General features: G+C 60.0%; 15 protein-coding genes. 9 read left to right on the top strand and 6 right to left on the bottom strand.

Features of this window, described 5'->3' with window-relative positions; all coding sequences use genetic code 11:
• Window positions 1-342 precede the first annotated feature (342 nt).
• From V8J88_RS19985 to V8J88_RS19950, 8 genes are all read left to right on the top strand, one after another.
• Window positions 343-990 (top strand): hypothetical protein, encoded by a 648-nt coding sequence (locus tag V8J88_RS19985; RefSeq protein WP_338846019.1) that lies wholly within the window; start codon window positions 343-345, stop codon window positions 988-990.
• Window positions 991-1047: 57 nt separating this feature from the next.
• Entirely contained in the window at window positions 1048-1914 is an 867-nt protein-coding gene (locus V8J88_RS19980; protein WP_338846018.1) for a hypothetical protein, read from the top strand.
• Window positions 1915-1917: 3 nt separating this feature from the next.
• Window positions 1918-3339 (top strand): hypothetical protein, encoded by a 1422-nt coding sequence (locus V8J88_RS19975; protein WP_338846017.1) that lies wholly within the window; start codon window positions 1918-1920, stop codon window positions 3337-3339.
• A 13-nt stretch (window positions 3340-3352) separates the two neighbouring features.
• On the top strand, window positions 3353-5596 hold the full coding sequence (locus V8J88_RS19970) for a hypothetical protein (protein ID WP_338846016.1): 2244 nt from the start codon (window positions 3353-3355) through the stop codon (window positions 5594-5596).
• 8 nt (window positions 5597-5604) lie between these two features.
• Window positions 5605-6696, top strand: coding sequence for an aminotransferase class I/II-fold pyridoxal phosphate-dependent enzyme (locus tag V8J88_RS19965; protein WP_338846015.1), 1092 nt, complete (start codon window positions 5605-5607; stop codon window positions 6694-6696).
• Complete coding sequence (locus tag V8J88_RS19960) at window positions 6680-8254, top strand: peptidoglycan-binding protein (protein WP_338846014.1); 1575 nt, start codon at window positions 6680-6682, stop codon at window positions 8252-8254. Before V8J88_RS19965 ends, V8J88_RS19960 begins: the two co-directional genes overlap by 17 nt.
• A 70-nt stretch (window positions 8255-8324) precedes the next feature.
• Window positions 8325-8921 (top strand): hypothetical protein, encoded by a 597-nt coding sequence (locus tag V8J88_RS19955; protein WP_338846013.1) that lies wholly within the window; start codon window positions 8325-8327, stop codon window positions 8919-8921.
• Between the two features lie 15 nt (window positions 8922-8936).
• Complete coding sequence (locus tag V8J88_RS19950; protein ID WP_338846012.1) at window positions 8937-9689, top strand: amidohydrolase family protein; 753 nt, start codon at window positions 8937-8939, stop codon at window positions 9687-9689.
• Between the two features lie 375 nt (window positions 9690-10064).
• On the opposite strand, the gene V8J88_RS19945 is transcribed toward V8J88_RS19950, so the two are convergent.
• The 3 genes from V8J88_RS19945 to V8J88_RS19935 all read right to left on the bottom strand — a co-directional run bounded on the left by V8J88_RS19945 (window position 10065) and on the right by V8J88_RS19935 (window position 13031).
• Window positions 10065-10496: a DUF2214 family protein gene (locus tag V8J88_RS19945; RefSeq protein ID WP_338846011.1), complete on the bottom strand. Its 432-nt coding sequence runs from the start codon at window positions 10494-10496 to the stop codon at window positions 10065-10067.
• An 87-nt stretch (window positions 10497-10583) separates the two neighbouring features.
• The gene (locus tag V8J88_RS19940) at window positions 10584-11759 is read right to left on the bottom strand and encodes an alpha-hydroxy acid oxidase (RefSeq protein ID WP_338846010.1); all 1176 of its coding nucleotides are present in this window, start codon (window positions 11757-11759) and stop codon (window positions 10584-10586) included.
• Between the two features lie 12 nt (window positions 11760-11771).
• Window positions 11772-13031 carry an MFS transporter gene (locus V8J88_RS19935; RefSeq protein WP_338846009.1) on the bottom strand — a complete coding sequence of 420 codons (1260 nt, stop codon included), beginning with the start codon at window positions 13029-13031 and terminating at the stop codon, window positions 11772-11774.
• A 147-nt stretch (window positions 13032-13178) separates the two neighbouring features.
• On the opposite strand from V8J88_RS19935, the gene V8J88_RS19930 reads away from it, so the two are divergent.
• Window positions 13179-14030 carry a putative RNA methyltransferase gene (locus V8J88_RS19930; protein ID WP_338846008.1) on the top strand — a complete coding sequence of 284 codons (852 nt, stop codon included), beginning with the start codon at window positions 13179-13181 and terminating at the stop codon, window positions 14028-14030.
• On the opposite strand, the gene V8J88_RS19925 is transcribed toward V8J88_RS19930, so the two are convergent.
• From V8J88_RS19925 to V8J88_RS19915, 3 genes are read right to left on the bottom strand one after another with little or no spacing between them, the layout of a single operon-like run.
• Window positions 14027-15157: a hypothetical protein gene (locus V8J88_RS19925; RefSeq protein ID WP_338846007.1), complete on the bottom strand. Its 1131-nt coding sequence runs from the start codon at window positions 15155-15157 to the stop codon at window positions 14027-14029. The two genes, V8J88_RS19930 and V8J88_RS19925, sit on opposite strands and share 4 nt — an antisense overlap.
• Before the next feature lie 21 nt (window positions 15158-15178).
• Window positions 15179-15583, bottom strand: coding sequence for an ACT domain-containing protein (locus V8J88_RS19920; RefSeq protein WP_338846006.1), 405 nt, complete (start codon window positions 15581-15583; stop codon window positions 15179-15181).
• Window positions 15580-24003, bottom strand: coding sequence for an amino acid adenylation domain-containing protein (locus V8J88_RS19915; protein WP_338846005.1), 8424 nt, complete (start codon window positions 24001-24003; stop codon window positions 15580-15582). The genes V8J88_RS19920 and V8J88_RS19915 overlap by 4 nt, the downstream gene beginning before the upstream one ends.
• Window positions 24004-24006: the final 3 nt, after the last annotated feature.

The raw sequence follows: 24006 nt of genomic DNA, 5'->3' as shown, positions 1-24006 counted from the left end.
AGCCGCGAATACGCACTGTTTCAAACGCCCGCAGCCGGCGCCAGCCCGGTAGGAGCGGCTTTAGCCGCGAATACGCACCGTAGCAAAGCATCCACCGGTGTTCGCGACTAATGCCGCTCCTGCAATTTCCCTGCGGCAACCCACCCCGAAGCCATTTTCGCTCGCCGCAGCGCTTTTCGCCCGTTTTCCGAAACCCGCTTCGCACTTCGTTTCCATGCGGCAATGCCTTGCCCAGTGCGGGCGGCAAAACGCCAAGCTGGCACGCGCTTTGCAATAGGACTGGCATGTCAGTCTCATTGTGTGACATGTCCAACCGATTTTCCTATACAGAAGGAGCGCAGCATGCACGATATCGACCGCACCCAGATGGAGTTGGCGCACGAAGGCGCCTATGAAGCAGAAAACTTCGAGTTCGCCCAGCATGAGTTCAACTATGGCGGCGGCGAAGTGTTTTCCGAAGCGCAGGAAATGGAATTGGCGCATGAATTGCTGGCGATTAACAGCGAAGCGGAATTGAACCACTTCCTCGGCAAATTGATCCGCTCCGCCGGCTCGGCGATTGGCCGCGCGGTCAGCTCACCGGCGGGACAGGCCATTGGCTCGATGCTGAAAGGCGTGGCGAAAAAAGCGCTGCCGATTGCCGGCACCGCGCTTGGCGCCTACGTCGGCGGGCCGCTCGGGGCCAAGATCGGCGGCAGCCTGGCGTCGATGGCGGCGAACGCCTTTGAAATGGAAAGCATGCAACAGGAAGACCGTGAATTTGAAGGCGCACGCTCCTTTGTGCGCCTGGCTGGCGACGCCGTGCAACGCGCGCTGCAAGCCAATGGCGGCCAAGCGGGCGAAGTCGCGCAGGCTGCCACCCTGGCTGCGGTGCGGCAACACGCACCCGGCCTGCTGCAAGCCGGCAGCGCGCCGGCGGTGGCGAACCAGGGCGGGGCCAGCGGACGCTGGGTGCGCCGGGGCAACAAGATTGTGATCTACGGCCTGTGATTCATCTCTGACTGCATTTCTGACGATTGCGACACCAGATAAACGAAAGGAAACATCATGCACGACATCGACCGCACCCAAATGGAATTCGCCGGCGAAGCTTTTGAAGCAGAACAATTTGAATATGCCGGCGAATTCGCCAGTGAATGGGGCGAAGTATTTTCCGAAGCGCAGGAAATGGAATTGGCGCAAGAGTTGTTGGAAATCAACAGCGAAGCCGAACTCAATCACTTCCTCGGCAAAGTGCTGAAACAAGCCAGCTCGACCATTGGCCGGGCCTTGAGCAGCCCGCAGGTGCAAGCCGCCGGCACGGCATTGAAAGGCGCCGCCACCGCCGCCATGAAAGCCGGGGCGAATCATTTGATCAACGCCGCTGGCGGCAAGGCCGGGATCCAGGCCGCAGCCGGCAATCTGGGTGCACGCGGCGGTTCCGCCGCTGGCCAATGGCTGGGCAATAAAGTCGGCGGCATCTTCGGTCAACAAGCTGCGCAAACCCTGGGTTCGCTCGGCGCCAAATATGGCGGCCAGGCCGGGCAAAGCCTGGGCAGCGCTCTCAGTGGCCGCCTGTTTGATCTGGCGCAAAGCCGCCTGGGCCTGGGCGAAATGGAATTCATGGAAGCCGAGGAAATGGAATTCGCCGGCGCACAACAATTTGTGCGGATGGCGGGCGATGTGGCGCGCCGTATGCTGCAAGCGCGCGGCAATCCGGCAGCCGCTGCACGCAGCGCTGCGCTGGCCGCTGCGCGTCAATACATTCCGGGTCTGCTGCAATTGCAAGGCGGCGGCGCGGCGCAGCAGGAATATGCCGGCGAATATGCGGGTGAATATGCCGGTGAGTACGGCGAAGTGTTTGAAGGCAGCACCAATGCGCAGAGCGGGCGCTGGGTGCGCCGTGGTAACAAGGTGATCCTGTACGGAGTGTAAGCCATGGCCATCCACCCTTTTGCCGCCTGGATGCTGGGACAGGAAGCGCGCTCGCTGTTGACGCGCTTAACCCGCGTCAAGCCCTTCGCGTTGCTGCAACCGATGGTGCCGGCTGCCGCCTTGCAGCCCGGCGCGCAGAGCGCGATTGAGCGTCATGTGGCGCTGTGCCGGCGGCAATTGCGGGGACAAGTCATGCAATTTCTGCGCTGGCTGCGCAGTCCGCAGGCGCAATTTGCGGATGAAGCCGAAGGCCAGCGCAGGTTCACCTTTCTGCGCCTGCGCTTTAACGCCATGCTGACGCATGTGGATTTGTTTTCCGAAGTGATCACGCAGCGCAGCGAATGTGAAAACGGGGTCTGGCTGGCCGGGCTGGATGTGGTGTGCGCGGAAACCCTGCGCCTGCCCGGCGACTACTACCAGGCGCCGCCGGTGGTGTGTTATCTGGATCGCGGCCCCGGTGCGGCGATCCGCCGCGCCGGCACCCGGCTTCCGGGCGGGGGACAGAATCCGGTGGCGATTGTGCGCATTCCGCGCGAGCGCATGGTGGGGGCCGGAATCGCCTCTTCGCTGGTGCATGAAATCGGGCATCAGGCCGCCGCCTTGCTGGATCTGGCGCAAAGCTTGCGCCCGGAAATCCAGGCCATGCAGGGCCGCCATGGCGGCGCGCCGGAACAAGATCCCTGGCATTGGTGGGAAACCTGGATTTCTGAAATTGTGGCCGATTTCTGGGCCGTGAGCCGGGTCGGGGTGGCGTCCACCATGGGCTTGATCGCGGTGCTCTCGCTGCCGCGCCTGTTTGTGCTGCGCTTGAGCGGCAACGATCCGCACCCGGTGCCATGGCTGCGCGTGATGCTCAGCTGCGCCATCGGCGATGCGCTGTACCCGCACCCGCAATGGCGGCGTCTGTCCCGCTTGTGGGATTCGTACTACCCGCTGCAAGGTCTGGCGCCGCAGCGTTTGCGTTTGTATCGCGATTTGCAACGCAGCATTCCGGCTTTTGTGCGCTTGCTGCTGGCGCATCGCCCGGCCAGCTTGCATGGCCACAGTCTGCCGGAGCTGTGCCAGATCGAGCAACGCCAGCCGGCGCAGTTAGCGCGTCTGTTCGCCGCTTGGCGCGCCGCGCCGCATGAAATGTATCAAGCCCCGCCTTCGTTGGTGTTTGCGGTGTTTGGCCAGGCGCGCGTGGATGGCAGCTTAACGCCGGAAGCGGAAAGCGATGTGCTGGGCAAGCTGTTGACGCACTGGGCTTTGCAAAATTCATTGAACACCAGCAGCAGTTGCGCCATCTCGCTCGGGCGCAGCGCTGCACAAGTGACAGGTATGGACAGTCCGCCGCAAGCCGATGTGTGGCGCCGGCGCACCCAGCCCATGCCGCAAGCGCGGTTTCGCACGCGCCGCCATCTGATGCATGGCGCGCCACGCTGAACAAGGAGAATCTATGGCCAGCACAGAACAACAGCCAGAGCGGCAAGAGAATGCCGCCAGCGACAGCGCGGCGCAAGCCGTGCCGGTCGAGCCAAAGCCGGTGGAAAAGCAAGCCATTCTGGATTTGCTGGTAAAGGAAAAATCGCGCAACAGCCCGATCCGCTTTGCCTGCATCAATCTGTATCCGGCGGATGTGGCGCTGGCGGATGAGCCGCAATTGGAAGAGGTCGCAGGCGATGCTTACAGCAATACCTGGACACCGAAAAAACCTTTGCGCAGCGCGCTGACCAAGGAAAACGGGACACTGCAATTCCGCAGCTTAAAACCTGGCAAATACTATGCCGAATATGCACATTTGCCGAAGCTGCCGCCATTTGCGCTGGAGCTGAAAGCCGGGCGCAATTATGCGGAAATTTGCATTGATTATGACGTGCAGATGCATTTCCAGAGCTATGACAAGGCGGGCCGCCCGAAGCAGGGTTTGCCGGCGGTGGGCGAGCGTCTGGAAGTGGCTTTGGAGCACGATTATGACCGCCATGTGCGGGCGCGTCCGGTGAATACGGATTTGCAGGCGGTGAGCGGCAAGAGCGGTGTGTTCGCCACCCGTTTGCAGCAGGAAGGACGCTTGCAGCTTGCGTTTGAATTCAGCATTCCAGCTTTGCAGAACACCTGGCTGACCAGCAGTACAGGGAATTTGATGGGGCCAACCGAGGCGGCCAGCCTGGGGGAGAAAGTAAGGCCTGTGGCGCAGTTTGTGGTAACAACGGAGATCGAAATCATGACAAATGCAATGGATACAATGCGAGGGGGCACGGGATGCGATTCCGTGAACGTGACAATCGGGCGCACTGATTCACCGGCGGATGAAGATGTATCGCTGTGGAATTCGATCCGCGAAAGCACGGAAGCCCTGTCCTTTGATAATTACAGCAATTTCATCGGCCTGGTGATCGACGGCCAGCGCGCCACTGACAAAAGCGCGTTGATGCAGGAATTCCAGCGCATGAAGCAAACCCGCAGCATTTCCTTCATGAATGGCGAAGCGTATCGCTTGCTGCGCGCAGCGACGGAAGCCTTTGTGATGGTGAATGCCGGGGTTGATCCGGCCAAGCTGGAGCCGACCCGCAGCCGGCTTCCGGGCGATGATGTCAGCACCAAGCCGCTCGAATACATGGATTCGCGCGACATTAATGCGCGCGGCATGACACGCGACACTTACGATAATGAATATCTGCAGCGCGATCCGTCCGGCAGCGAAAACCGCTTGCTGCCCTATCTGGCGCTGATCCGGCGCAAACTGCCGGAGCTGGAAATCGCCAATCTGAATACGATGGAAACCCAGCTTGGCTACTCCATGGTGCAAGAGCGCCTGCGCTATCCGCTGATGCTGGAATTGATCTGGTCTTACTGGCAGGAAGAAGGCATGCTGGTGCAGACCACCAACGCGATCACGCGCCGCTTTCAAAACGTGCGCGCGCCGCAGGGCAATGATCCGCTGGCGAATCTGGAAACCGATCCGCTGCGTCCCCTGAATAATCTGCTGTGGGGCTATCTGCAAGACGAGCAAAATCGTCTGACCGTGGTGCGCCGCAATTATGAATACGACCATCACTATGGTTTGCGCCTGGAAGGCAAGGCGGTGCGTGATTTCCGTCCGGCGGATACGCGCTCCAAATTCCTGGAAGCCTTCCACCACCTGCTGCGCATGTGCTCGCAATTCTTCCGCCAGGATGACGACACCACCGTGAAAGCCGACGCCTTCCCGGTCTTGAATGCGCTCAAAGAAGTGCATCTGGTGCTGTCGCAAGGCGCGCACAATCAATATGGCGATCTGCCTTCGGTGGCGCGGGTCGAAATGCTGATGCAGCAATGGTTGCTGGCGCGTCCCGAATTCCGCGAATTCCTGCCGACCCGCATCATGGTGGCATACCCGGAACCGTGGATGGACAGGGTGGATTCGATGAAGAAGCTGCAAGGCTGGGGCGACACCAGCGTGTTGCACTTCCGCAGCCTGGCCATGTTCGGCGAACAAATTTTGCTGTCGGTGCGTTTCGGCGCCTGGAGCGATGTGTTCGAGCCGTCGCAAGCCTTTAACTGGGCGCGTTTCTGGCGTCCGCAAATCCAGGGCTATATCCACGCCTATCGCGCCGCCACCGGGGTGGATCTGACCGGCACAGCGACAGACACCGTGGTGGACGCCACCATGCCGTCGGTGCTGTTGCAACGCCGTCTGGATCAGCAACACCGCGCAGCGTGAGGCCAGGCGTGCTGGATTTTGCAAACGCGCTGTATCTCGGCTGGCGCCATCCGGCGCACACGCTGGGAGGCTGGGCCGCGCTGACCACGGGACAGCCGGCCTGGTTGGCCGAGGTTCCGGGCAGCCGCCGCCTGGCGGCTGGGCTGGCGCGTTTGCAAGGTCTGCCCGCCGCCACTTTATGCACGTCCAGCTTGCATTTGTTTTGGGATTTGTTTGGTTTATTGGCGCATGCGCGCTGCCTGATTTTGTTTGACGCCGCCTGTTATCCGGTGCTGGGCTGGGGCGTCGAACGGGCGCAGGGACGCGGCGCGCGCGTGCAACGTTTCGCCGCGCATGATGCGCAAGCCTTGGCGCGCCATTTGCAGCAAGCCCGCGCGCAGGGTTGGCAAGCGGTGATTGTGAGCGAAGGCTTTACCCCGGCCCTGGGCCGCTTTGCGCCGCTGCCGCAGTATGCCGAATTGGCGCAGCAATATGGCGCGCTGCTGGTGCTGGATGACACGCAGGCGCTGGGTTTGTTTGATGCCCCGCAAGCGGGACATCCCTGCGGCGTGGGTGGCGGCGGCAGCGTGTCACGCTTTGGCCTGCAGGATGCGCCGGTGTTAGTTGGCAGCAGTCTGGCTAAAGCGTTTGGCGCACCGCTGGCGGCATTGGCCGGTGCGCGAGAGTTGATTGCTGAGTTTGATATGCGCGCCGCCACGCGTGAGCACAGCAGCCCGCCGAATCAAGCAGCTGTCAACGCCGCCTTGCGCGCGCTGACCTTGAACGGCACAGAAGGCGAAGCGCGCCGGCAACGTTTGTGGCGCAATCTGGCGCACTGGCGGCAAGGCGTCGCGCAACTCGGCTTGGAGAGCGGCGGCGGCCTGTTTCCGCAGCAAACCTTGCTGGGGCCGTGGGATTGGGCGGATTTGTACCGGTTTTTGCGGCGGCGCGGGGTGCGCAGCTTATTGCGCAATGCCGCACGCGGTTTGAGTTTCATTCTGAATGCGGATCATGAGCGGGAGCAGATCGCATTCGTATTGCAGCTGATTGCCGATTGGCTGCAACGACAACCATCTGATGTTTATGGAATAGAGCGGAGGGATCATGCATTCAGCATTTGAATTCGAGGATGAGACGCAAGAAGCGTTTGAAGCGGAAGGCGAATATGCGGCGCGCGGCTGGGGCGGCTATGCCGGCTATGGCGGGGGCAGCGGGGCTTTGCGTCCGCGTCGCAGCCGCGCCGGCGGCGCTGGGGGCGCCGCCAGCAGCGGTTTTCAAGCTGGTTATCAGGCCGGTTTGCGCGCGGCGATGAAGCAGTTGCGCGGCAGCGCAGCGCGCACCCAGGGCGGGCGCTCAGGCGGCGCACGCGGGACTAAGATTGGCATGAGTTACAGCGCTTACCAGAATATGGCGCGGCGTCAGGCCCAAGGTACGGGCCAGCCGTCGCGCACACTCTGGGCGCAAGCACGCGCTCAGCAGGCGCAGGCCGGCGCCCAGAACGCACAAGGCGCTACGCGCGGCGGCAGCCCGTATGTGCGTGCAGTGCAAAGCAAATTGAATCATTTATTCGGCTTGAAACTGCCGACTTCCGGCGTGCTGGATGTGCAGGCGCGCAGCACTTTGCGCCGTTTTCAACGCTTGAATGGTCTGCCGGTCAGCGGTTTACTGGATAAAAACACGCGTCGCATGTTGCAACAGGCGAACAGCAGCAAGCCGTATCGCCAGGCGCAGCCGCAAACTCCGCGCAGCACGCCAGGCCAGCGCCAGGGACAAAACGGGATGCCGCCCAAGCGGCGTGTTACGGTGCGCGGTTTGCCGCGTCCCCGGCCACGCTCAAATTACTGGATAGATTCGCAGCGCACCCAATATTGGCCGCCGCCGGGATTTAATCAGGAACCAGGCGCGAATCCTTTTGCGGCGGCGGAACCTGCGCCAGCCCAGGCGGCGAATCCGTTTGATGCGACGCCAGCCCCGGCCCCGGATACAGGGATGAGAGGAAATGTGTTCGCACAGTGTCCGGATGGCGCGTTGGGAGGCGTCAATCCGGCAGACGCCAATCCTTTCGGCGCCTCAAGCGCGGCGCCGGATGCGGCCCCGGGCGGCGACTTGAATCAGGCCCAGGCCAATCCCAATCCATTTGGCGGCGACGATGCCGCAGCCAAACCTTGCACCTGCAAGCATGCGCAAGCGGCGGCGGATAGCGCTGATGCGCCGGCCCCGGATGCGGGGACGGACAGTGCGCCAGCGGCGGGCGGCGGCGAAGGCGAGATTCCGCAAGCGATTTATCGGATGTTGCAAATGGATAAGGATGGCGGCAATTTTGCCCAATATGACAGCTTCAAAGCAGGCGGGCGGCGCGCCGCAGTTCCGATTCAGGACATTGTGAAAAACATGCAGCTGAACAATAAGCCGGCAGCCTATTTGATTACTTTTGAACATCAAGGCAAGCGCATGGCGTACAGCGGGTGCACTAACAATTTGCGCAGGCGCATGGTTGAGCATTTGCATAAGTTGAGTTTTCCGGTCGGCTTGCAGCGTCAATATATGGTGTATTACACCATCACGCCAGATGTGGATACCGCCAGCCGCCTGGAAAAAAACCTGAATGCTCAGCGTGGGAATTTGCGAGGGACGCTGGTCAACCTGAGAACTGAGTTGGAAGCTGAATTATTCGCTTAAACGGTATTCATGCGCAGTTGCGCAAAGGAGTTTCATCATGTCAAACATCTGTCACGAATGTGGAGGAATCATGCAAAACGAATACGCTTACCGCTTGCACCCGGGCGCGGAAATGGAATTGGCGATGGAATTGCTGTCAGTTTCTTCCGAAGCTGAGTTGAATCATTTCTTAGGCAATCTGTTTAAAAAAGTCTGGGGCGGCATCAAGAAAGTCGGCTCGGTGGTGGGCAAATTCGTCAAGCCCTTGGGCGGCGTGTTGAAAGGATTGGCCAAAAAAGCCCTGCCTTTTGTCGGCGGCGCACTCGGTTCGCTGATTCCGATTCCGGGCGTCGGCACCATGCTCGGCAAAACCCTGGGCACGGTGGTGTCGAACGCCCTGGAAATGGAATTCGGCCATCTGGAGCAGGAAGAAGCGGAATTTGAAATGGCGCGCCGCTTTGTGCGCATCGCCGCCAGCGCAGCGGGACAGGTAGCGCAAGCCAATCCGGCGGCGGACGCCGGCAGCGTGGTGCAGAATGCGGTGCTGGGCGCGGTCAAGCGGCATTTGCCGCAAGCGCAATTCAATCGCGCGGCAGCCAGCGTGGGCAGTGGCGGCTTTGGCTTCGGCCCCTCGCGCAACAGCGGGGCCTGGCATCGCGAAGGCGGGCATATTGTGTTGGAACTGTAAGCCAGGGAGGGCGGCATGATCATCGACAGCCATTGCCACGCCGGCCATGCGGACGGATTGACAGATCCCTGGAACACCGTGGCGCCATTGCAGGATTATGCACGGCGCGCGGCGCAGGCCGGGATTCATAAAACGGTGATTTTTGCCGCCTTTGATGGCGACTATGCGCGCGCAAATGGCGAGGTGGCGCAAATCGTGGCGGCCAATCCGGCGCGCTATTACGGTTTCGCCTTCGTTCATGCGCAACGCGATAAGGGACGGATCGCGCGCCTCATCCGGCGTGCGGTGGAGGAATACGGTTTTGTCGGCATCAAGGTGCATTTTCATGACGCGCCTTTGAACCGCGAGATTTGCGAAGCCGCGCGCGAATGGCGTTTGCCGATTTTGTACGATGTCGGCGGCAATGTCGCGTTGGCGCAGATTTTGGCGGAAGAATACCCGGATCTGGATTTCATCATTCCGCATCTGGGCAGCTTCGCCGACGATTGGCGCGCGCATGTGGGCTTGATTGATCATTTACAACGCCACCCGAATATCTACACCGATACTTCCGGCGTGCGCCGTTTTGATTTATTGAAGCAGGCGGTGCAGCGCGCCGGCGCGCATAAAGTGCTGTTCGGCAGCGATGGCCCCTGGCTGCACCCGGGTCTGGAACTGCACAAAATCCGCCTGCTGGGTCTGCCGCCGGAACAGGAAAAATTAATCACCGGACATAATTTTTTGCGCCTGCTGGCGAAAAGCGGGCGCGGCGAGTTGCGGGCGGCTTGATTTTGATTGTATTTTGCTGGCAATATAAATGCTACTATTGATGTGTCGATTTTTCTTTGAAAAATCGACACACTCCCGGAATATGACGATTGCCTCAAGGGATTGAATGGCATTTTCGTATCGTTGGTAAAATTTCCGGGTGCAGATGAGTTTACACGTCTCTATTCAGCCTGAGTGCGTGGAGAATTAACAATGAGTCACTACGGTCGAACCGTCGTTCCCGTGCATAGCCTGCCCTCGAATGTCTTCATCGAGGGCGGGAACCCAGAGGTTTCTGAATCCCCGACAAAGGTATTCGGGGACGACGGCGTATAATGTGTACGTAAAAAATTACCCACCTTGCGTACCGTATAAGGCTGAATAGTTACGTTTACACTATTGCTCCAACCCTATTCCGCGCGCCATCAAAACCGCCAGCAGTGGCAGCAAAGGTAGCGCCAGCAACTGCATGCGTACAATCAAGCGTACTGAAGCTGGCGCGTTGACTTGCGGCAAGCTCCGGTTTTTCAGGAAAAACACGGTCGGAATCAGTGAGGCTAAGCCCATCAGCGCAAACAAGCCCAGTTTGGCGTGAAACACCGGATTTTTACTATAAAACGCCGCACCCTTTGCCCCTATCAGCCACAAGCTCAAGCCTGCGCCCAGCACCAGCAGGGCGGCCAGTCCATACAGTGCGTCGATGCGTGCCAGACGCCGCACCTCGTCTTGTTGCAAGACGGGGCGCAAGAGTAGATTTTCAGCAAACAGTGCGGCCCCTAGCAGCAGGATGCCGAAGAAATGGATGTAGCGCAGCAAAATATCGGTCATGGCGGCGGATTTGGAAAGTGAAAGCTTATATCTTAAACCGTCAGTGCGAGGGCAATGCGGTCGCGCTGTGTGCGTCCAAGCAAACAATCAAGTTGCGGTGCGCCAGTTATACACTGCGCCGCCTTCTTGCGTTCGCCATTCTCCGGCCTGTTGCGCGGAAGGTATGCCGAGCAAGGCCATGCTGCGCGCCAGATCCTGGCGCAGCAATTCCACCAGACGTTCGACCGCGGCTTCGCCGCCGGCCGCAAGCGCATACAGAAATGGCCTGCCGAGGAAGATCGCGCCAGCCCCCAGCGCCAGCGCTTTCGCGATATCTTCCCCGCTGCGGATGCCGGAATCGAGCAATAATTCCGCCGCCGGCAAGCCTTGGGCGGCGATGCCAGGCAACATTTGAACAGGCGCCGGTGCGGCATCCAATTGGCGCCCGCCGTGGTTGGAGAGATACACCGCATCGAAGCCTAGCGCGCGCGCGCGCAAAGCGTCTTGCGCGCACAGCACGCCTTTTAAGACCAATTTGCGCGGCCAGCGTGCGCGGATTTGCGCCAGCGCATCCCAATCCAGCGCGCCGCCGGTTTGCCAGGCCATCAGGCGTTGCAATGGCCAGGTGCGGCAATCCTCTTCCGGCATGGCCAGATTGGGGAAACTGATCGCGCCGGCGCGCAGCCGGCGCCAGGCCCATAAGGGGTGTTTGAGCGTGGCGGCCAACAGCCGCGCATTCCAGCGCAGCGGCATTTGCAAACGATGGCGCACATCGCGCAGCCGTTTGCCTGGGGCGGCGACATCGGCGGTGACGATCAGCACCGGGCAGCCGTGTTGTTCGGCGCGCGCTAGGGCTTGTGCTGCGGCTTGCGGCGCTTGCGGCGCATAGAATTGAAACCAGGGCGCCTCCCCCAGCGCTTGACTTAATTGCGCCAGCGGCAGATTGCTGGTGGAGCTGAGGATGTAGGGCATGCGCAAACGCTGTGCGCAGCGCGCCAGCATCAAGTCAGCTTGTGGGTGGACCAGGCCGCATAGACCAAGCGGCGCGATGCCGAAGGGTAGTGCGAAATTCTGACCCAGGCAGCGCAGTGAGAGGTCGGGGTGTTGCACTTGCTGGCCGAGGCGCGGAACCAGGGCGATTTGATCCAGGCTGTGCTGGTTGCGCGCCAGCGCCAGTTCGCGTCCGGCCCCGCCGGCGATAAAGTCGTATGCGTAATCCGGCAAACGTCGCCGCGCCAGTGCGGCGAAATCTTCAACAGTATGGCAATCTTGCAAAACAGACATGGCGGCGCGTTTTCAGTTTGGCAGTTTGGCGCTTGTGGTGGCGACCGGTTTGCGTTTGTTAAAGTGCAGCACGGCGAGCAACAGGGCTACGCTCTGGATGGCGAAACTGAGCAGGAAGCTGCTGCCCAGACGCCAGTCGCCTGCCGGCATGTGGTTGACCATGCTGAAGGCGAATGTGCCCAGTAGCGGCGCGGCGACCATCATGATGCTGTTGATCGCGCCCAGCGCACCCATGGTGGCGCCCTGCCGTTCGGCATCCGCATCCGCCGAAACCAGACCTTGCAAGATTGGCGCGCTCAGCGCTGACATGCAGGTGATCAAGGCAATGGCGTACATCATCCATGGTTGCCAGGCCAGTGCGAATAGCAGGAAGCTGGCGCTGGCTGAGAGCAAGGCGATCAAGGTCAAGCGTTGCTCACCCCAGCGCGGCAGCAATTTGCCTAATAACCAGCCTTCTGTCAGCACGCTGAGTAAGCCGATCGCCAGCAACATGCCGCCATTGTCTTTGGGTGTCCAGCCAAAGCGGGTTTCGGTATACATCACCCATACCGATTGCAGAATGGCCTGGGCGCAAATCGACAGCGCGATGATGGGGGCCAGTCCAGAGGCGTTGCGGAGCAGTTTTAAATCGGCAATTGCATTAAATGGGGACATATTGTGCCATTTCAGCGGGTTGCGTTTAGCGGCCGGCAGGCTTTCCGGCAGCACCAACAGGCCGTACAGGGCGTTGAGTACGGCCAGCGCGCCAGCGGCGTAAAACGGCATACGGATATCGACTTCGCCCAGCAGGCCGCCGGCCATCGGCCCGATGATGAAACCGAGGCTGAAGGCGGCGCCGATTTTGCCGAAAGCCGCCGCGCGTTGATCCGGCCGGGTCACGTCCGCCATATAAGAATTGGCGACAGCGATGGTGGCGCTGGTGCAGCCGGTCAGCAGACGCGCAAACACCAGCGCCGCCAGGCTGGTGGCGCAGGCGTGGATGAACTCGCCCGCAGCCAGACCCAGCAGAGAAAGCAATAAAACCGGTTTACGGCCGAAGCGGTCGCTCAGGGCGCCCAGAATCGGGGTAAAGAAGAATTGCATGACAGCGTAAAGCGCCATTAAGATGCCTATCCATTGCGCCTGACTTTGTGCGGACGTGGATAAGCCGCGAATTAAAGCGGGTAAGACCGGGGCCACCAGGCCAAAACCCACAACGTCAAGAAATACTGTGAGTAATATAAAATATTGAGGCTTTTTGCCTTGAATTGGCAGTGGCGAAAATCCTGTCATAGTTGTTCTCGTCTATAGTTGCGGGGCCGATTATCTGAGGAAAGGCGGGTGGCGTCTGGCTGGGCTGATATTGTAAATGAGCTTGCGCGTCCGATCTGGTTTCTCTCAGAAAATGAATTATCAGTTTATAAATGGAGTTTGATCCGAATGCTTGCAGTCGAATTTTTGCGTTGCCCGGTGTGCCAGTCCGCCTTAGCGGATGCACCCGGTAAATTGTCATGTGACAAGCAGCACGCCTTTGATATTGCAAAGGAAGGGTATTGCAATTTATTGCGCGGCAAATCACGTGGCGACACCAAGGAGATGCTGCAGGCGCGCCGCACGTTTCTGGACGCTGGTCATTATGCGCTGCTTTCCTCTGCGCTTAACGCCATGGCGGGCAAGGCGCTGGCGCATGACGCTGCTGGCGCGCTGCTGGATCTCGGTTGCGGCGAAGGCTATTACCTGGGCCGTTTGCACGCCCATCTGCTGCAACAGGGACGCAACCTGTCCGCGCTTGGCGCTGATATTTCCAAAGAAGCCATCAAAATGGCTGCCAAACGCCACCAAACTCTGAGTTTTGTGGTGGCGGATATCAATCAAACCCTGCCTTTTCAAAGCGGCTGCGCCAGCCTGATTCTGAATATCTTCGCGCCGCGCAATCCTGCTGAATTTCACCGTCTGCTGGCGGCGCACGGACATTTGCTCGTCACTATTCCCGGCGATGCGCATTTGCAGGAATTGCGCGACATGCTGGGCTTGCTCGACATTGAAGCGGACAAGGCTGAAAAAGTGAAAGCCAAACTGGCCCCGTGGTTCGATGCGTTGGAAGAGCAGGAAATTGTTGCGCGCGCGCGCCTGCATGGCGCCGATTTGCTGGCGCTGGCGACCATGACGCCGAACGGCTGGCATGTCACGGACGAGCATACGCAACGGTTGTTGGCTTCTCCTGAACTGGAAGTGACTTTCTCTTTCAGGTGCCTGCGATTCCAGCGCAGGACGCAAGCGGCAGCCGTTTAGCATGGATTGCCGGCAAGGCTGAATTGGCTGGCGCCGCTGGTCGGGATGATGCGCGGCGGCAGCGCATCCGGCGCCCCGGCGCAACGTTCGTACACGGCGCGCATGCTTGCCGGTAAGACCAGCTGACCATCCTCATGTGGCACGGTTTGTTGCAGCCACGCGTCAAACGCCTCTTTCTGACCATCCTGCATGCTGCTCAGGCGTTGGCCGAGCTCAAGCACCTCGTGATAGCAGTCGTCAAAAGTTTTGCGCAACAGCATCAGGTCTAGGTTGATGCGGCCGTGAAGGATGCGCAATGCTCCTTTTTGCATGAATTTTTGCCATAACCAGGCTGCGCCGCACGCGTCGTTATCCTGATTCAGCAAGGCGTGTTTGCGATCGCTGCTGAAGCCGCGCCGGCCATACCAAAAAATCCGGTTTAAGAAGATTTGCAGCATCAATTCCGGGAACATATTGGCGACATGCAGCAAGGTCAGGTCGGCCGCCAGTTCGCCCATCACCGCCAGCCGCCAGCCGCCTACTTTCAGACGTGGATCCGCTTTCGGGATGACTTTCCAGGGCCCCAGGCGATGCGACATTTCATGCAGCATGGCGTATAACTGCAAAGTTTCCGGGACGCAGCCGAATAATTGCCGGTGAAACAGTGCTGCGCTCTCGGCATCCAGCGCTTGTATTATGCATGGCGCGTGAATGGTCGAGAAAATCCGTTCACTGGTTTCAAACAGCTCAAAGCCGAACACATCTTGCTCATCTTCGCTGACGATGTTGGCGCCATATGGAAAATACAGGAACACATCCTGGCTTTGCGCTAACGCTGCGTTGCCGAACAGGATGCGCGCCGGATAGTGGCGCGGATAGTCCAGTCCGCTTACCTGTGGGTCGCAGGCAGCGAATTTTTCCAGCAATTGCGTCATTTCGATGCGTGCGGAAATCCAGGTGCGGGTGGTGCGCTCCAGACCGAAGTCACGCAGCAGCATGCCGTCCACCCAGGTATGCGGGGTCTTGGTGAAATTGAAATATCCCTGTAGAGGAATCATGCTGTCGCCCCGTTCGAGATGTTTGCGCAGCGCTTCTAACTGATGACGCGAGTTGAATGCCGGTTTTTCGCTAGTATTGTGCTTAGTCATAATCAATTCAATTTGTACAGTTCAGACGTTTGCTTCATTCACATTGCAGCCTGCCATGCGCAATTGCAGGATTGCTTGCGGCAAATCGGCGGCTTGCACCAGAAAGTGATCGCGGTCGTGGCTGGAAATGGCGAACACGCTGATGCCTTGAGCGGCGATGGCGGAGCTGACCGTGGCTACTACGCCGACCTGATCAAAGGCCAGTTCGCCGTCAATGCGCAGGCAGCGCCAGCCGCGACTTTCGGCTTGTAATCCGGGCGGCATCATGCCGGCCGGGCCGATGAATGAAAGCTCATCCGGGGTGACGGTGAGCGAATACATTGCTTGCCCGCTGAGCGGGGCCGGATGCAATTGCGCCAGCGAAGTGAGATGGGCGACCACATATTCGCCAGCGAGTACGAGCAGGTTCAGTTTGCAATCGGTCATGATGTGATTTCCTCAAAAGTGTTGCGATGTGCGGCGTGCGCATGCGTGTTTGCCAAATCAGCGCAATCCAGCAGTGCGCTGATGGCGCCGCCCAATTTGTCGATATGGGCGTTTTCCATCATGGAATAATGGTCGCCCGGCGCGTAGCGGATGCGCAGCCGTTGACCCAAGAGGCTGCGCCAATTTTGGATGTTGTTTCCGCGTTCTTCTTCCGCAGCGACAAACAGCCAGACCGGGTTTGTCCCTTGTAACGGCAGAGCTTGATAGCTGAGTAGGGCTTGCGCCAGCGCTTCCTGCACCGCCATGCGGTGCTGGCTGTAGCCGTGCAATCCGGCGGCCAATGTCAGCGCTGGCGCGGCAGAGGAGGCAGGTGGCAAGTTGCGGTAATCGCAGAGCGTGTCAAACATGCCGAGAAAATGCAGTTGCTCACCCGCTTGCAGCAATTCCTGCGCCATCAGATAGGCAATACTGCCGCCAGCCGACCAGCCCGCCAGGCAGTAAGGGCCATGCGTTTGCACTTTGCGGATGCGCGCCAGATATGTTTTAGCGATTTGTCTTAAATCTGTGAGCGGCGCCGTTTCGCCGTTCAAACCGAGTGCGGACAGGCCGTAAATCGGCCGCCCCGGCGTAATCCAGCGCGCGAGTGCGTGGCAATAGGCGATTTCGCCGTCGCCGGCGTGTACCAGGAATAGTGGCGGCAAATCGCCTGCGACGCGGATTTGCGTCAAATTATCTGCGCGCTGTGCGGTGCTTTCCCCACTCAGCGCTGTGCTCAACAGGGCCACACTGGGGTGAGAAAAGATGAGACGCAGCGGCAGTTCGCGTTCGAGCATTTGACTGAGCTTGGCGATCAAGCGCGCCGCGAGTAAAGAATGCCCGCCCAGTGCAAAGAAATTCTCAAAACGGCCTGGCAGCTTGCCGCCCAGCGTTTCCTGGAAGGCGCGCGCGATGCTTTCTTCCAAAGCGCCTTGCGCCGGCGCGGCATGATGCGACTCTATGCTCTCGCCTTCCAACGTGCGCAGGGCTGGCAGATCCAATTTGCCGTTCGGCGTCAATGGCAACGCGGGCGCAAATAGAAACACATTCGGCATCATGTAATCGGCCAGCATGCCGCGCAATTGCTGACGCAGTGCGTCGGCATGCAAGTCGGCGCCGGGATGGGCGACCAGGCAGGCAGCCAATTGCAAACCGCCCTGCGCGTCTTCGCGGGTGAAAACGGCGGCCTCGCGCACCCCATCACAACGCAGTAATTGTGATCTGACTTCTTCGAGTTCGACCCGGAAACCGCGGATTTTGACTTGTGCGTCGGTGCGGCCGAGGAATTCCAGATTGCCATCGGCGCGCCAGCGCGCCATATCGCCGCTGCGGTACAGGCGTCCGCTGTCGATCTGAGGCAAATGCAGGAAATGTCGCGCGCTCAGTTGCGCCTGATTCAAATAGCCGCGCGCCACGCCATCGCCGCCGATGTACAGCTCACCGGCAACGCCGATTGGAACCGGTTGTTGTAGCGCATCTAGCACAAAGACCCGGTAGTTGGCGATTGGTTTGCCAATCGACACCGGGCCGCGTTCGCCGGCCTGGCAACGATGCACCGTGGCCCAGACTGCGGCCTCGGTCGGGCCATATTCGTTGAACAAGGCTAACGGCGGGTCAAAGCGCAAGGCTTTCTCGCGCAGGCTGGCGGGACATGTTTCGCCAGCCACCACGAGTTCTTTCAAACCGCGATAAGCGCGCGCCTCCAGGCGTTCCAGGATGAACGGGGCTAGCAAGGGGACTGATTCGACGCTGCTGATCTGGTGGCGGCAAATCGCGTTGACGATTTCCAGCGGATCTTGCGCTGCGCTGCGTTCGAGCATGAATATCGCGCCGCCGCTGCTCAGGGTCCCGAACAGCCCGGCCAGCGAGCTGTCAAAAGAAAGCGAAGAAAGATGCAAGAAGCGCGTGTAGTGCTGGTATACCGCATTCCGTGCGATGGTCGAGGCGACGATATGGCGGTGCTCCAGCATCACGCCCTTTGGCGTCCCGCTGGAGCCTGAGGTGTAGATCACATATGCCAGATGTTCCGGGGTCAGCCCGCTCACCTGTGGCGCGCTCGAAGGGCAATTCAGCCAAAGCGGCGCGCACATATCGAAGACCTGGACTTGCAAGGCGCTTAGCGCGTCAGAGAGCGCGCCTGCGCCTGCCACCAGGGCGATGCGGGCCCCGCAGTCGCCGGCAATCCGCATCACACGCTCTAATGGCAGATTGGCTTCCAGCGGGACATAGGCGGCGCCGGCTTTGAGAATGCCCAAAATTGCGCATACCGCCTCAATGCCGCGTTCCATGCATAGCAAAATGCGTTGATCCGGGCGTGCGCCGCGCGTGATCAGGAAATGCGCGAGCTGATTCGCGCGTTGTTCCAATTCGGCGTAACTGAGTTGGACGCCCTCATATTCCAGCGCCAGCGCAGCGGGATGCAAAGCGGCTTGCGCCGCCACCATCTGATGGATTAATCCATATTCCGCTTTGCGCTGCGGGACTGGGTTGAATCCGTTCAGCAGGATGTGGCGCTGCTGTGGCGCCAGCAAGGGTAATTCTGCGAGGGGCTGCGTGTCGGCGTCCGCCATGCCGCACAACAGCGTTTGCAAATGCAGCGCATAGCGTTGTATGGTTTCTGCTTCAAACAGATCGCGTGCGAATTCGATTTGTCCGCTGATGCAGCCATGTTGTTCGCTCAAGGTCAGAGCCAGATCGAATTGTGCTGCGTTGAATGGCTGCTCGCGTGGGATCAGGCGCAGACCCGGCAGTTGCAATTCGCTTTGTGTGGCGTCGCTATCCAAGGCCAGCATGACCTGAAAAATCGGGCTGTAACCCAAGCTGCGCGCCGGCTGCAGCGCTTCCACCACCTGCTCGAAAGGCAGTTCCTGGTGTTGGTAGGCGGCCAGCGCGCTGGCTTTGACTTGCTGCAACAATTCCGCCACGTTGAGCGCGGGATCGTATTGGATGCGCAAGGCCAGGGTATTCACGAAGAAGCCGATCAAGCCTTCCACTTCCGGCCGCTGACGATTGGCGGCGGGAGCGCCAATCACGATATCGTGTTGTCCGCTTAAACGCGCCAGCAGCACGCCGAGCCCGGCCAGCATACACATGAACAGGGTGACGCCATTGCGTTGCGCCAGCGCTTTCAGGCGGCGGCTCAATTCCACCGAAAAATGCAGCGGTACTGCGCCACCCCGGTAGCTTTGGCGCGGCGGGCGCACATGGTCGGCTGGCAGTTCCAGCAAGGGCGGCGCACCGGCCAGGGCGCTGCGCCAGAATTCCAGTTGTGCCTGCAGCGCCTCGCCTTGCAGCGACTGGCGTTGCCAGACCGCGTAATCGGCATATTGAATCGGCAGCGCGGGTAAAGGATTGGCCTGCTTCGCGCAGAAGGCTTGGTATAAAGCGCTCAATTCGCGCACCAGGATGCCGATCGACCAGCCATCTGAAATGATGTGATGATTCACCAGCGTCAAGATGTGCCGTTGTTCGGCGCAGGCCAGCAAGGCGCAGCGGAACAAGGGGCCCTGTTGCAGATCGAAGCGGCGCGTTAACACTTCTTCGATAATCGCCGCGCATGCCGCATCTTGCGCCGCGTCTTGCAAGTGCTGCAAATCGTGCAGCTCAAGTGCGCAGCCGCGTTCGGCGGTGTCGATGACTTGACAGGCCTGACCGGCGTCTGCAGCAAAACGGGTGCGTAGAGTTTCATGACGCGCCACCAGCGCATCAAGCGCCGCTTGCAGCGCGGTGGCTTGCAATGCGCCGCTGAGTTCAAAACACGCTGACATATGATAGGCGGCGCTGGCGGCGGGGTCGAGTTGGTCAAGGAACCATAAGCGTTGCTGGGCCCAGGAAAGCGGCAGTGTGCGTTCGCGCGACACGGGCGGGATGGCGGCTTCAGATCCGCTCCCGCTTTGTTGCACCCGGCGCGCCAATCCGCTCACTGTCGGTGTGGCGAACACGTCTTGCAATTGCAATTCCACATGCAGGCTTTGTCGCAGTTTGCTCAATAGACGCACCGCCAGCAGGGAGTGCCCGCCCATGTCAAAGAAACTGTCTTCTATGCTGACTTTTTCCACGCCAAGCAAGGCTGCGAATTCCTGCGCGATGGCGGTTTCCAGTGGTGTGCGCGGGGCCATGCTGAGCTTGTTGGCGGGATGCAGATTCGGCGCCGGGAGTGCGCTGCGATCCGGTTTGCCGTGCGCCGTCAGCGGAATCGCTGGCAGCACGATGAAGGCGGATGGCGTCATGAATTCCGGCAGCAGGGCGCTCAATTCGCGCCGCAGACGCGCAGGCAATCCGGCAATGGTTTTCGCCAGCGTCGGGCTGCTGTGCAATTTGCGGCCGTCTGCTACGCAGCCTGTCCTTGACGGAGCCTGTCGCCAATCAAATGCCGGAAGCGGGCCGTGTTGATGGATCAGCGCATCATAAGCGCCATTCTCCGCTCCCTGACGCCAGCTGAGCTGCAAACCCCAGCCGCGCGCCGCACACAGCTGCGCCAGCTCAGTGGCGTACACGCCGGCGGGGCAATGCTGGCGCACGCTTTCGCGCAATTCCGCCACATTGCGCACCGGCGCGCCGTGGTGCAGATATTCCAGCAGCAGGGCATCCCCCGCCACATGCGGATTCGGTAATTGCAGCAAGCCGAACAGCGGCGCATCCACCACATCGAATAAAGCTTGCAAATCGTCTGCCGCGCGCAGCTGGCTGGCGTCAAACCAGTGCGGCGTCAGCTGCGCTGGCGGCGCGCCGTCGATATGCAGCACCACGTCATAACGATAAGCCGACATTTCATTGTATGCACGTGTTTGCTTGGGCAAGACCTCGATATGGCTGATGCGCGGCAAGGCGGCGCGCAGAGTATCGAACCACTCAGGCTCCACCAATAACTCTTGTTCCGTCAGTACGCGTTGTTTGACCAGGCTTAGTAATTGCGAGGGGGACATAGAATCTTCCGCCTGACTGGCTTGCACCGCAGCATGGAAACTGGACAGCAAAGCATAACGGCGCACGTCGCCCAGGAAGATGCGGCCGCTGCCTGAAATGTGTTGCACAGCCTGACTGAGCACGGATTGCAAATAGGCGATATCTGGAAAATACTGCGATACCGAATTGATGATCACGGTATCAAAGGTTTGCGCCGGGATGGCTCCAATATCGCTTGCCTGCATCTGGTGCAATTCGACTTTCGCCGCCAATCCCGGGTCGCGCTTGATATGTTGCGCCAGCCTGGCCAGGGTTTGGCCGGACAAATCTGCGCCCACATAGTGTTCGGCCTGGCGCGCCAGGGGGAATAAGAGCAAGCCCGTGCCACAGCCGACTTCCAGAATACGTTGTGGCGCAAAGGCGGCGATGCGCGTAACGATGGCGTCGCGCCATTCGCGCATGTCGGCAGGCGGCATGGCTTGCCGTGTGTAACTGCTGTTCCAACCGGAAATGTCGAATTCCGCGTCAATCGCAGCATTGTCATCGACCTTGACTTGGGCGTCGAACACCCGTTGCCAGGTGGCGACCGCTTCTTGCTCCAGCGCATCAGTCGCCAGCAGCCTGGCTTGATCCGGCACAATATACGCAACCAGCATCTTGTTGCCTGGCTGATCTTCGCGCGCCATCACCAGCGCTTCTTGCACCTCAGGCAGGGTGGCCAGTTTGGCTTCGATTTCGCCGGGTTCGATGCGATAGCCACGGATCTTGATCTGCATATCATTGCGGCCGAGATATTCGATATTGCCATCCGGCAGCCAGCGGCCAAGGTCGCCGCTGCGATACATGCGCTGTTGCGGAGTGGCGGAGAAAGGATCGGGCAGGAAACGTTCCCGGGTCAGTTCAGGCTGCCGCCAATAGCCGCGCGTCACGCCCTCGCCGCCGATATAGATTTCACCCGGCACGCCGAGTGGAACCGGTTGCAGCTGCGCATCCAGAATATAGATGCTGGTGTTGGCAATTGGTTTACCGATCGGCAAAGCGCCGGGCAGCGCGGCGCCGGGCGCGATGCGATAGGTGGTGGCGAAGGTGGTGGTTTCAGTCGGGCCGTAGCAATGCACCAGGCGGCCGGGCAGACGCTGGCCGAGCACACGCAAGACCGTGCCGAGATCAGCGCGCTCGCCGCCGAATAATAAATATTTGAGTTGTCCGAACACTTGCGCCAGCGGATCGGCGTATTGATTGAAGAGGCCGATGGTCAGGTGCAGCACATTCGCCTGTTCGGCTTGCAGCGTATTGGCGAAAGCGTGCGGATCGAGCAAGGTGTCATGCGCGATCACCAGCAGGCGTGCGCCGTGCAGCAGGGCGGCCCAGATTTCCCAGGTGGCGGCGTCAAAGGCGGGATTGGCGCAATGCACGACGCAATCCTGGGCGGTGATCGGGGCGTACTGTTGGCCCAGCACTAAGCGCATGATATTGCGCTGTTCGACCATCACGCCTTTTGGCTGGCCAGTGGAGCCGGAGGTGTACATCACATACGCCAATTGGGCGGCGCTGGCGGGCAGGGCGGGATTGGCGTCGGACTGGCTTGCCAGCTGCGCGGCAACGCTGTCGAGGCAGAGCAGGCGGTGCGCCGGCCAGTCGGCCAGATCCGCATAGGCGCTTGTGCTGATAACGCTTTGCGGCGCGCTGTCTTGCAGCATGTAATTCAAACGCTGGGCCGGATAGGCCGGGTCGAGCGGGACGTAGGCGGCGCCAGCTTTGAGGGTGGCCAGGATTGCGATCAGCATATCGGCGCTGCGCGGCAGACAAATCGCGACCCGGTCTTCGTTTTGCACGCCGTTTTGCAGCAAAAGATGGGCGAGACGGTTGGCGCGCTGATTCAATTCTGCATACGTGATGCGTTGCTCTTGGAAGATCAATGCCTCAGCCTGCGGCGTTTGGGCGACCTGGGCCTCAAACAATTGCGGCAGTGTGGCGTGGCGCGGGAAGGCGGCCCCGGTGCGGTTGAAGTCGCGGATCAATTGCTGATATTGCTGCGCATTCAGCAAGGGCAGCCGCGCCACAGTCTGATCCCCGTCTTGCGTCATGCCTTCCAGCAGGGTTTGGAATTGCTGCAAGATGCGTTCGACACTGGCTTGCTGGAACAAATCGCTGGAATACTCCAGCGCTGCTTCCAGCCCGTCGGGCCGCTCGGTCATTGAGAGCGAGAGATCGAATTGGGTGGTGCTGTGCGGCGCGGTCAGGGCTGTGACGCGCAAGCCAGGCATGTGCAATTCGCCTTCGGCGGCGTTTTGCAGGGCGAACATAACCTGGATCAGCGGGTTATGGCTCAAACTGCGATCCGGCTGCACCGCCTCTACCACGCGCGCAAACGGCAATTCCTGATGCGAAAAAGCTTCGAGTGCAATTTGTTTCACGCTTTGCAGCAAGTCCGCCACACGCATTTCCGGCTTGAGTTGGATGCGCAATGCGAGCGTATTGACAAAGAATCCGATCAGGGATTCGCATGCTTTATGCATGCGGTTAGCGACTGCTGTGCCGATGATGACATCCTGTTGCCCGCTGTGGCGGCTGATCACCAGCGCCCAGCCGGCCAGCAAGCTCATAAACAGCGTGACGCCATGTTGCTGCGATAAGAGCTGCAAACGCTGCAGCAATGAGAGCGGCAACATGAGACGGATGATATGTCCAAGGTGACGTTGCACTGCCGGGCGCGGATAATCGTAAGGCAGGCGTAGCAGCGCAGGCGCATCGGCCAGCGTGGCGCGCCAGAATGCGCTTTCCCGCGCCACCAGCGCGCCGCTCATGCGCTCTCGCTCCCAGGCGGCGTAATCGGCGTATTGCACGGTCAGCGGCGGCAGCGGATTGTCCTGCCCGTTGACAAACGCGCTATACAATTGCGCGAGTTCCTTGGTCAGTACGCCGATCGACCAACCGTCGGAAATGATGTGATGCATCGACAGCAGCAAGGCGTGTTCAGCGTCGGCACAACGCGCCAGGGTGGCGCGCAGCAGCGGGCCATGACTGAGATCAAAGCGTTGCTCCGTTTCCGCCGCAATCAATTGCTCCAAGGTCATGTGTTGCGCCAGCGCTGCGCCGGGACGCAAATCCAGTTCACGCAAAGGCATGCCGGCGCCGGCCGGCGTGACCACTTGAATCGCTTCGCCATTCAGATTGTGGAAGGTGGTGCGCAGGCTTTCATGGCGTTGCACCAGGCAATCCAAGGCTTGGCGAAGCGCGTCGAGTTGCAGTACGCCGCTCAGCCGCCAGCCGCCGGTCATATTGTAGGCGCGGCTGCCGGCATCGCCCAATTCGGCCAAAAACCATAAGCGTTGTTGAGCGCAGGATTGCGGCAGCGGGCGGCTGCGATCGGCTTGCGGCAAGCTGCTTGGCTGAATTGCCGCGTCCTGTCTGGTTTTGGCCAATTGCTTGAGCAAAACGGCGCGTTGTAATTGTTCGAGTTTATGTGGCGTATTCATGAA

The sequence above is a fragment of the Massilia sp. W12 genome (assembly GCF_037300705.1).
In the GTDB taxonomy this organism is placed as follows: Bacteria; Pseudomonadota; Gammaproteobacteria; order Burkholderiales; family Burkholderiaceae_D; genus JACPVY01.
Note: the sequence above shows the minus strand (reverse complement) of the source record. Positions and strands in the feature narration are given on the sequence as shown.

Coding starts and splice junctions, on each gene's coding strand:
- V8J88_RS19935 (WP_338846009.1), bottom strand. CDS start 13,031: ATGACAGGATTTTCGCCACTGCCAATTCAAGGCAAAAAGCCTCAATAT.
- V8J88_RS19925 (WP_338846007.1), bottom strand. CDS start 15,157: ATGACTAAGCACAATACTAGCGAAAAACCGGCATTCAACTCGCGTCAT.
- V8J88_RS19970 (WP_338846016.1), top strand. CDS start 3,353: ATGGCCAGCACAGAACAACAGCCAGAGCGGCAAGAGAATGCCGCCAGC.
- V8J88_RS19980 (WP_338846018.1), top strand. CDS start 1,048: ATGCACGACATCGACCGCACCCAAATGGAATTCGCCGGCGAAGCTTTT.
- V8J88_RS19945 (WP_338846011.1), bottom strand. CDS start 10,496: ATGACCGATATTTTGCTGCGCTACATCCATTTCTTCGGCATCCTGCTG.
- V8J88_RS19940 (WP_338846010.1), bottom strand. CDS start 11,759: ATGTCTGTTTTGCAAGATTGCCATACTGTTGAAGATTTCGCCGCACTG.
- V8J88_RS19915 (WP_338846005.1), bottom strand. CDS start 24,003: ATGAATACGCCACATAAACTCGAACAATTACAACGCGCCGTTTTGCTC.
- V8J88_RS19920 (WP_338846006.1), bottom strand. CDS start 15,583: ATGACCGATTGCAAACTGAACCTGCTCGTACTCGCTGGCGAATATGTG.
- V8J88_RS19950 (WP_338846012.1), top strand. CDS start 8,937: ATGATCATCGACAGCCATTGCCACGCCGGCCATGCGGACGGATTGACA.
- V8J88_RS19960 (WP_338846014.1), top strand. CDS start 6,680: ATGCATTCAGCATTTGAATTCGAGGATGAGACGCAAGAAGCGTTTGAA.
- V8J88_RS19985 (WP_338846019.1), top strand. CDS start 343: ATGCACGATATCGACCGCACCCAGATGGAGTTGGCGCACGAAGGCGCC.
- V8J88_RS19975 (WP_338846017.1), top strand. CDS start 1,918: ATGGCCATCCACCCTTTTGCCGCCTGGATGCTGGGACAGGAAGCGCGC.
- V8J88_RS19930 (WP_338846008.1), top strand. CDS start 13,179: ATGCTTGCAGTCGAATTTTTGCGTTGCCCGGTGTGCCAGTCCGCCTTA.
- V8J88_RS19955 (WP_338846013.1), top strand. CDS start 8,325: ATGCAAAACGAATACGCTTACCGCTTGCACCCGGGCGCGGAAATGGAA.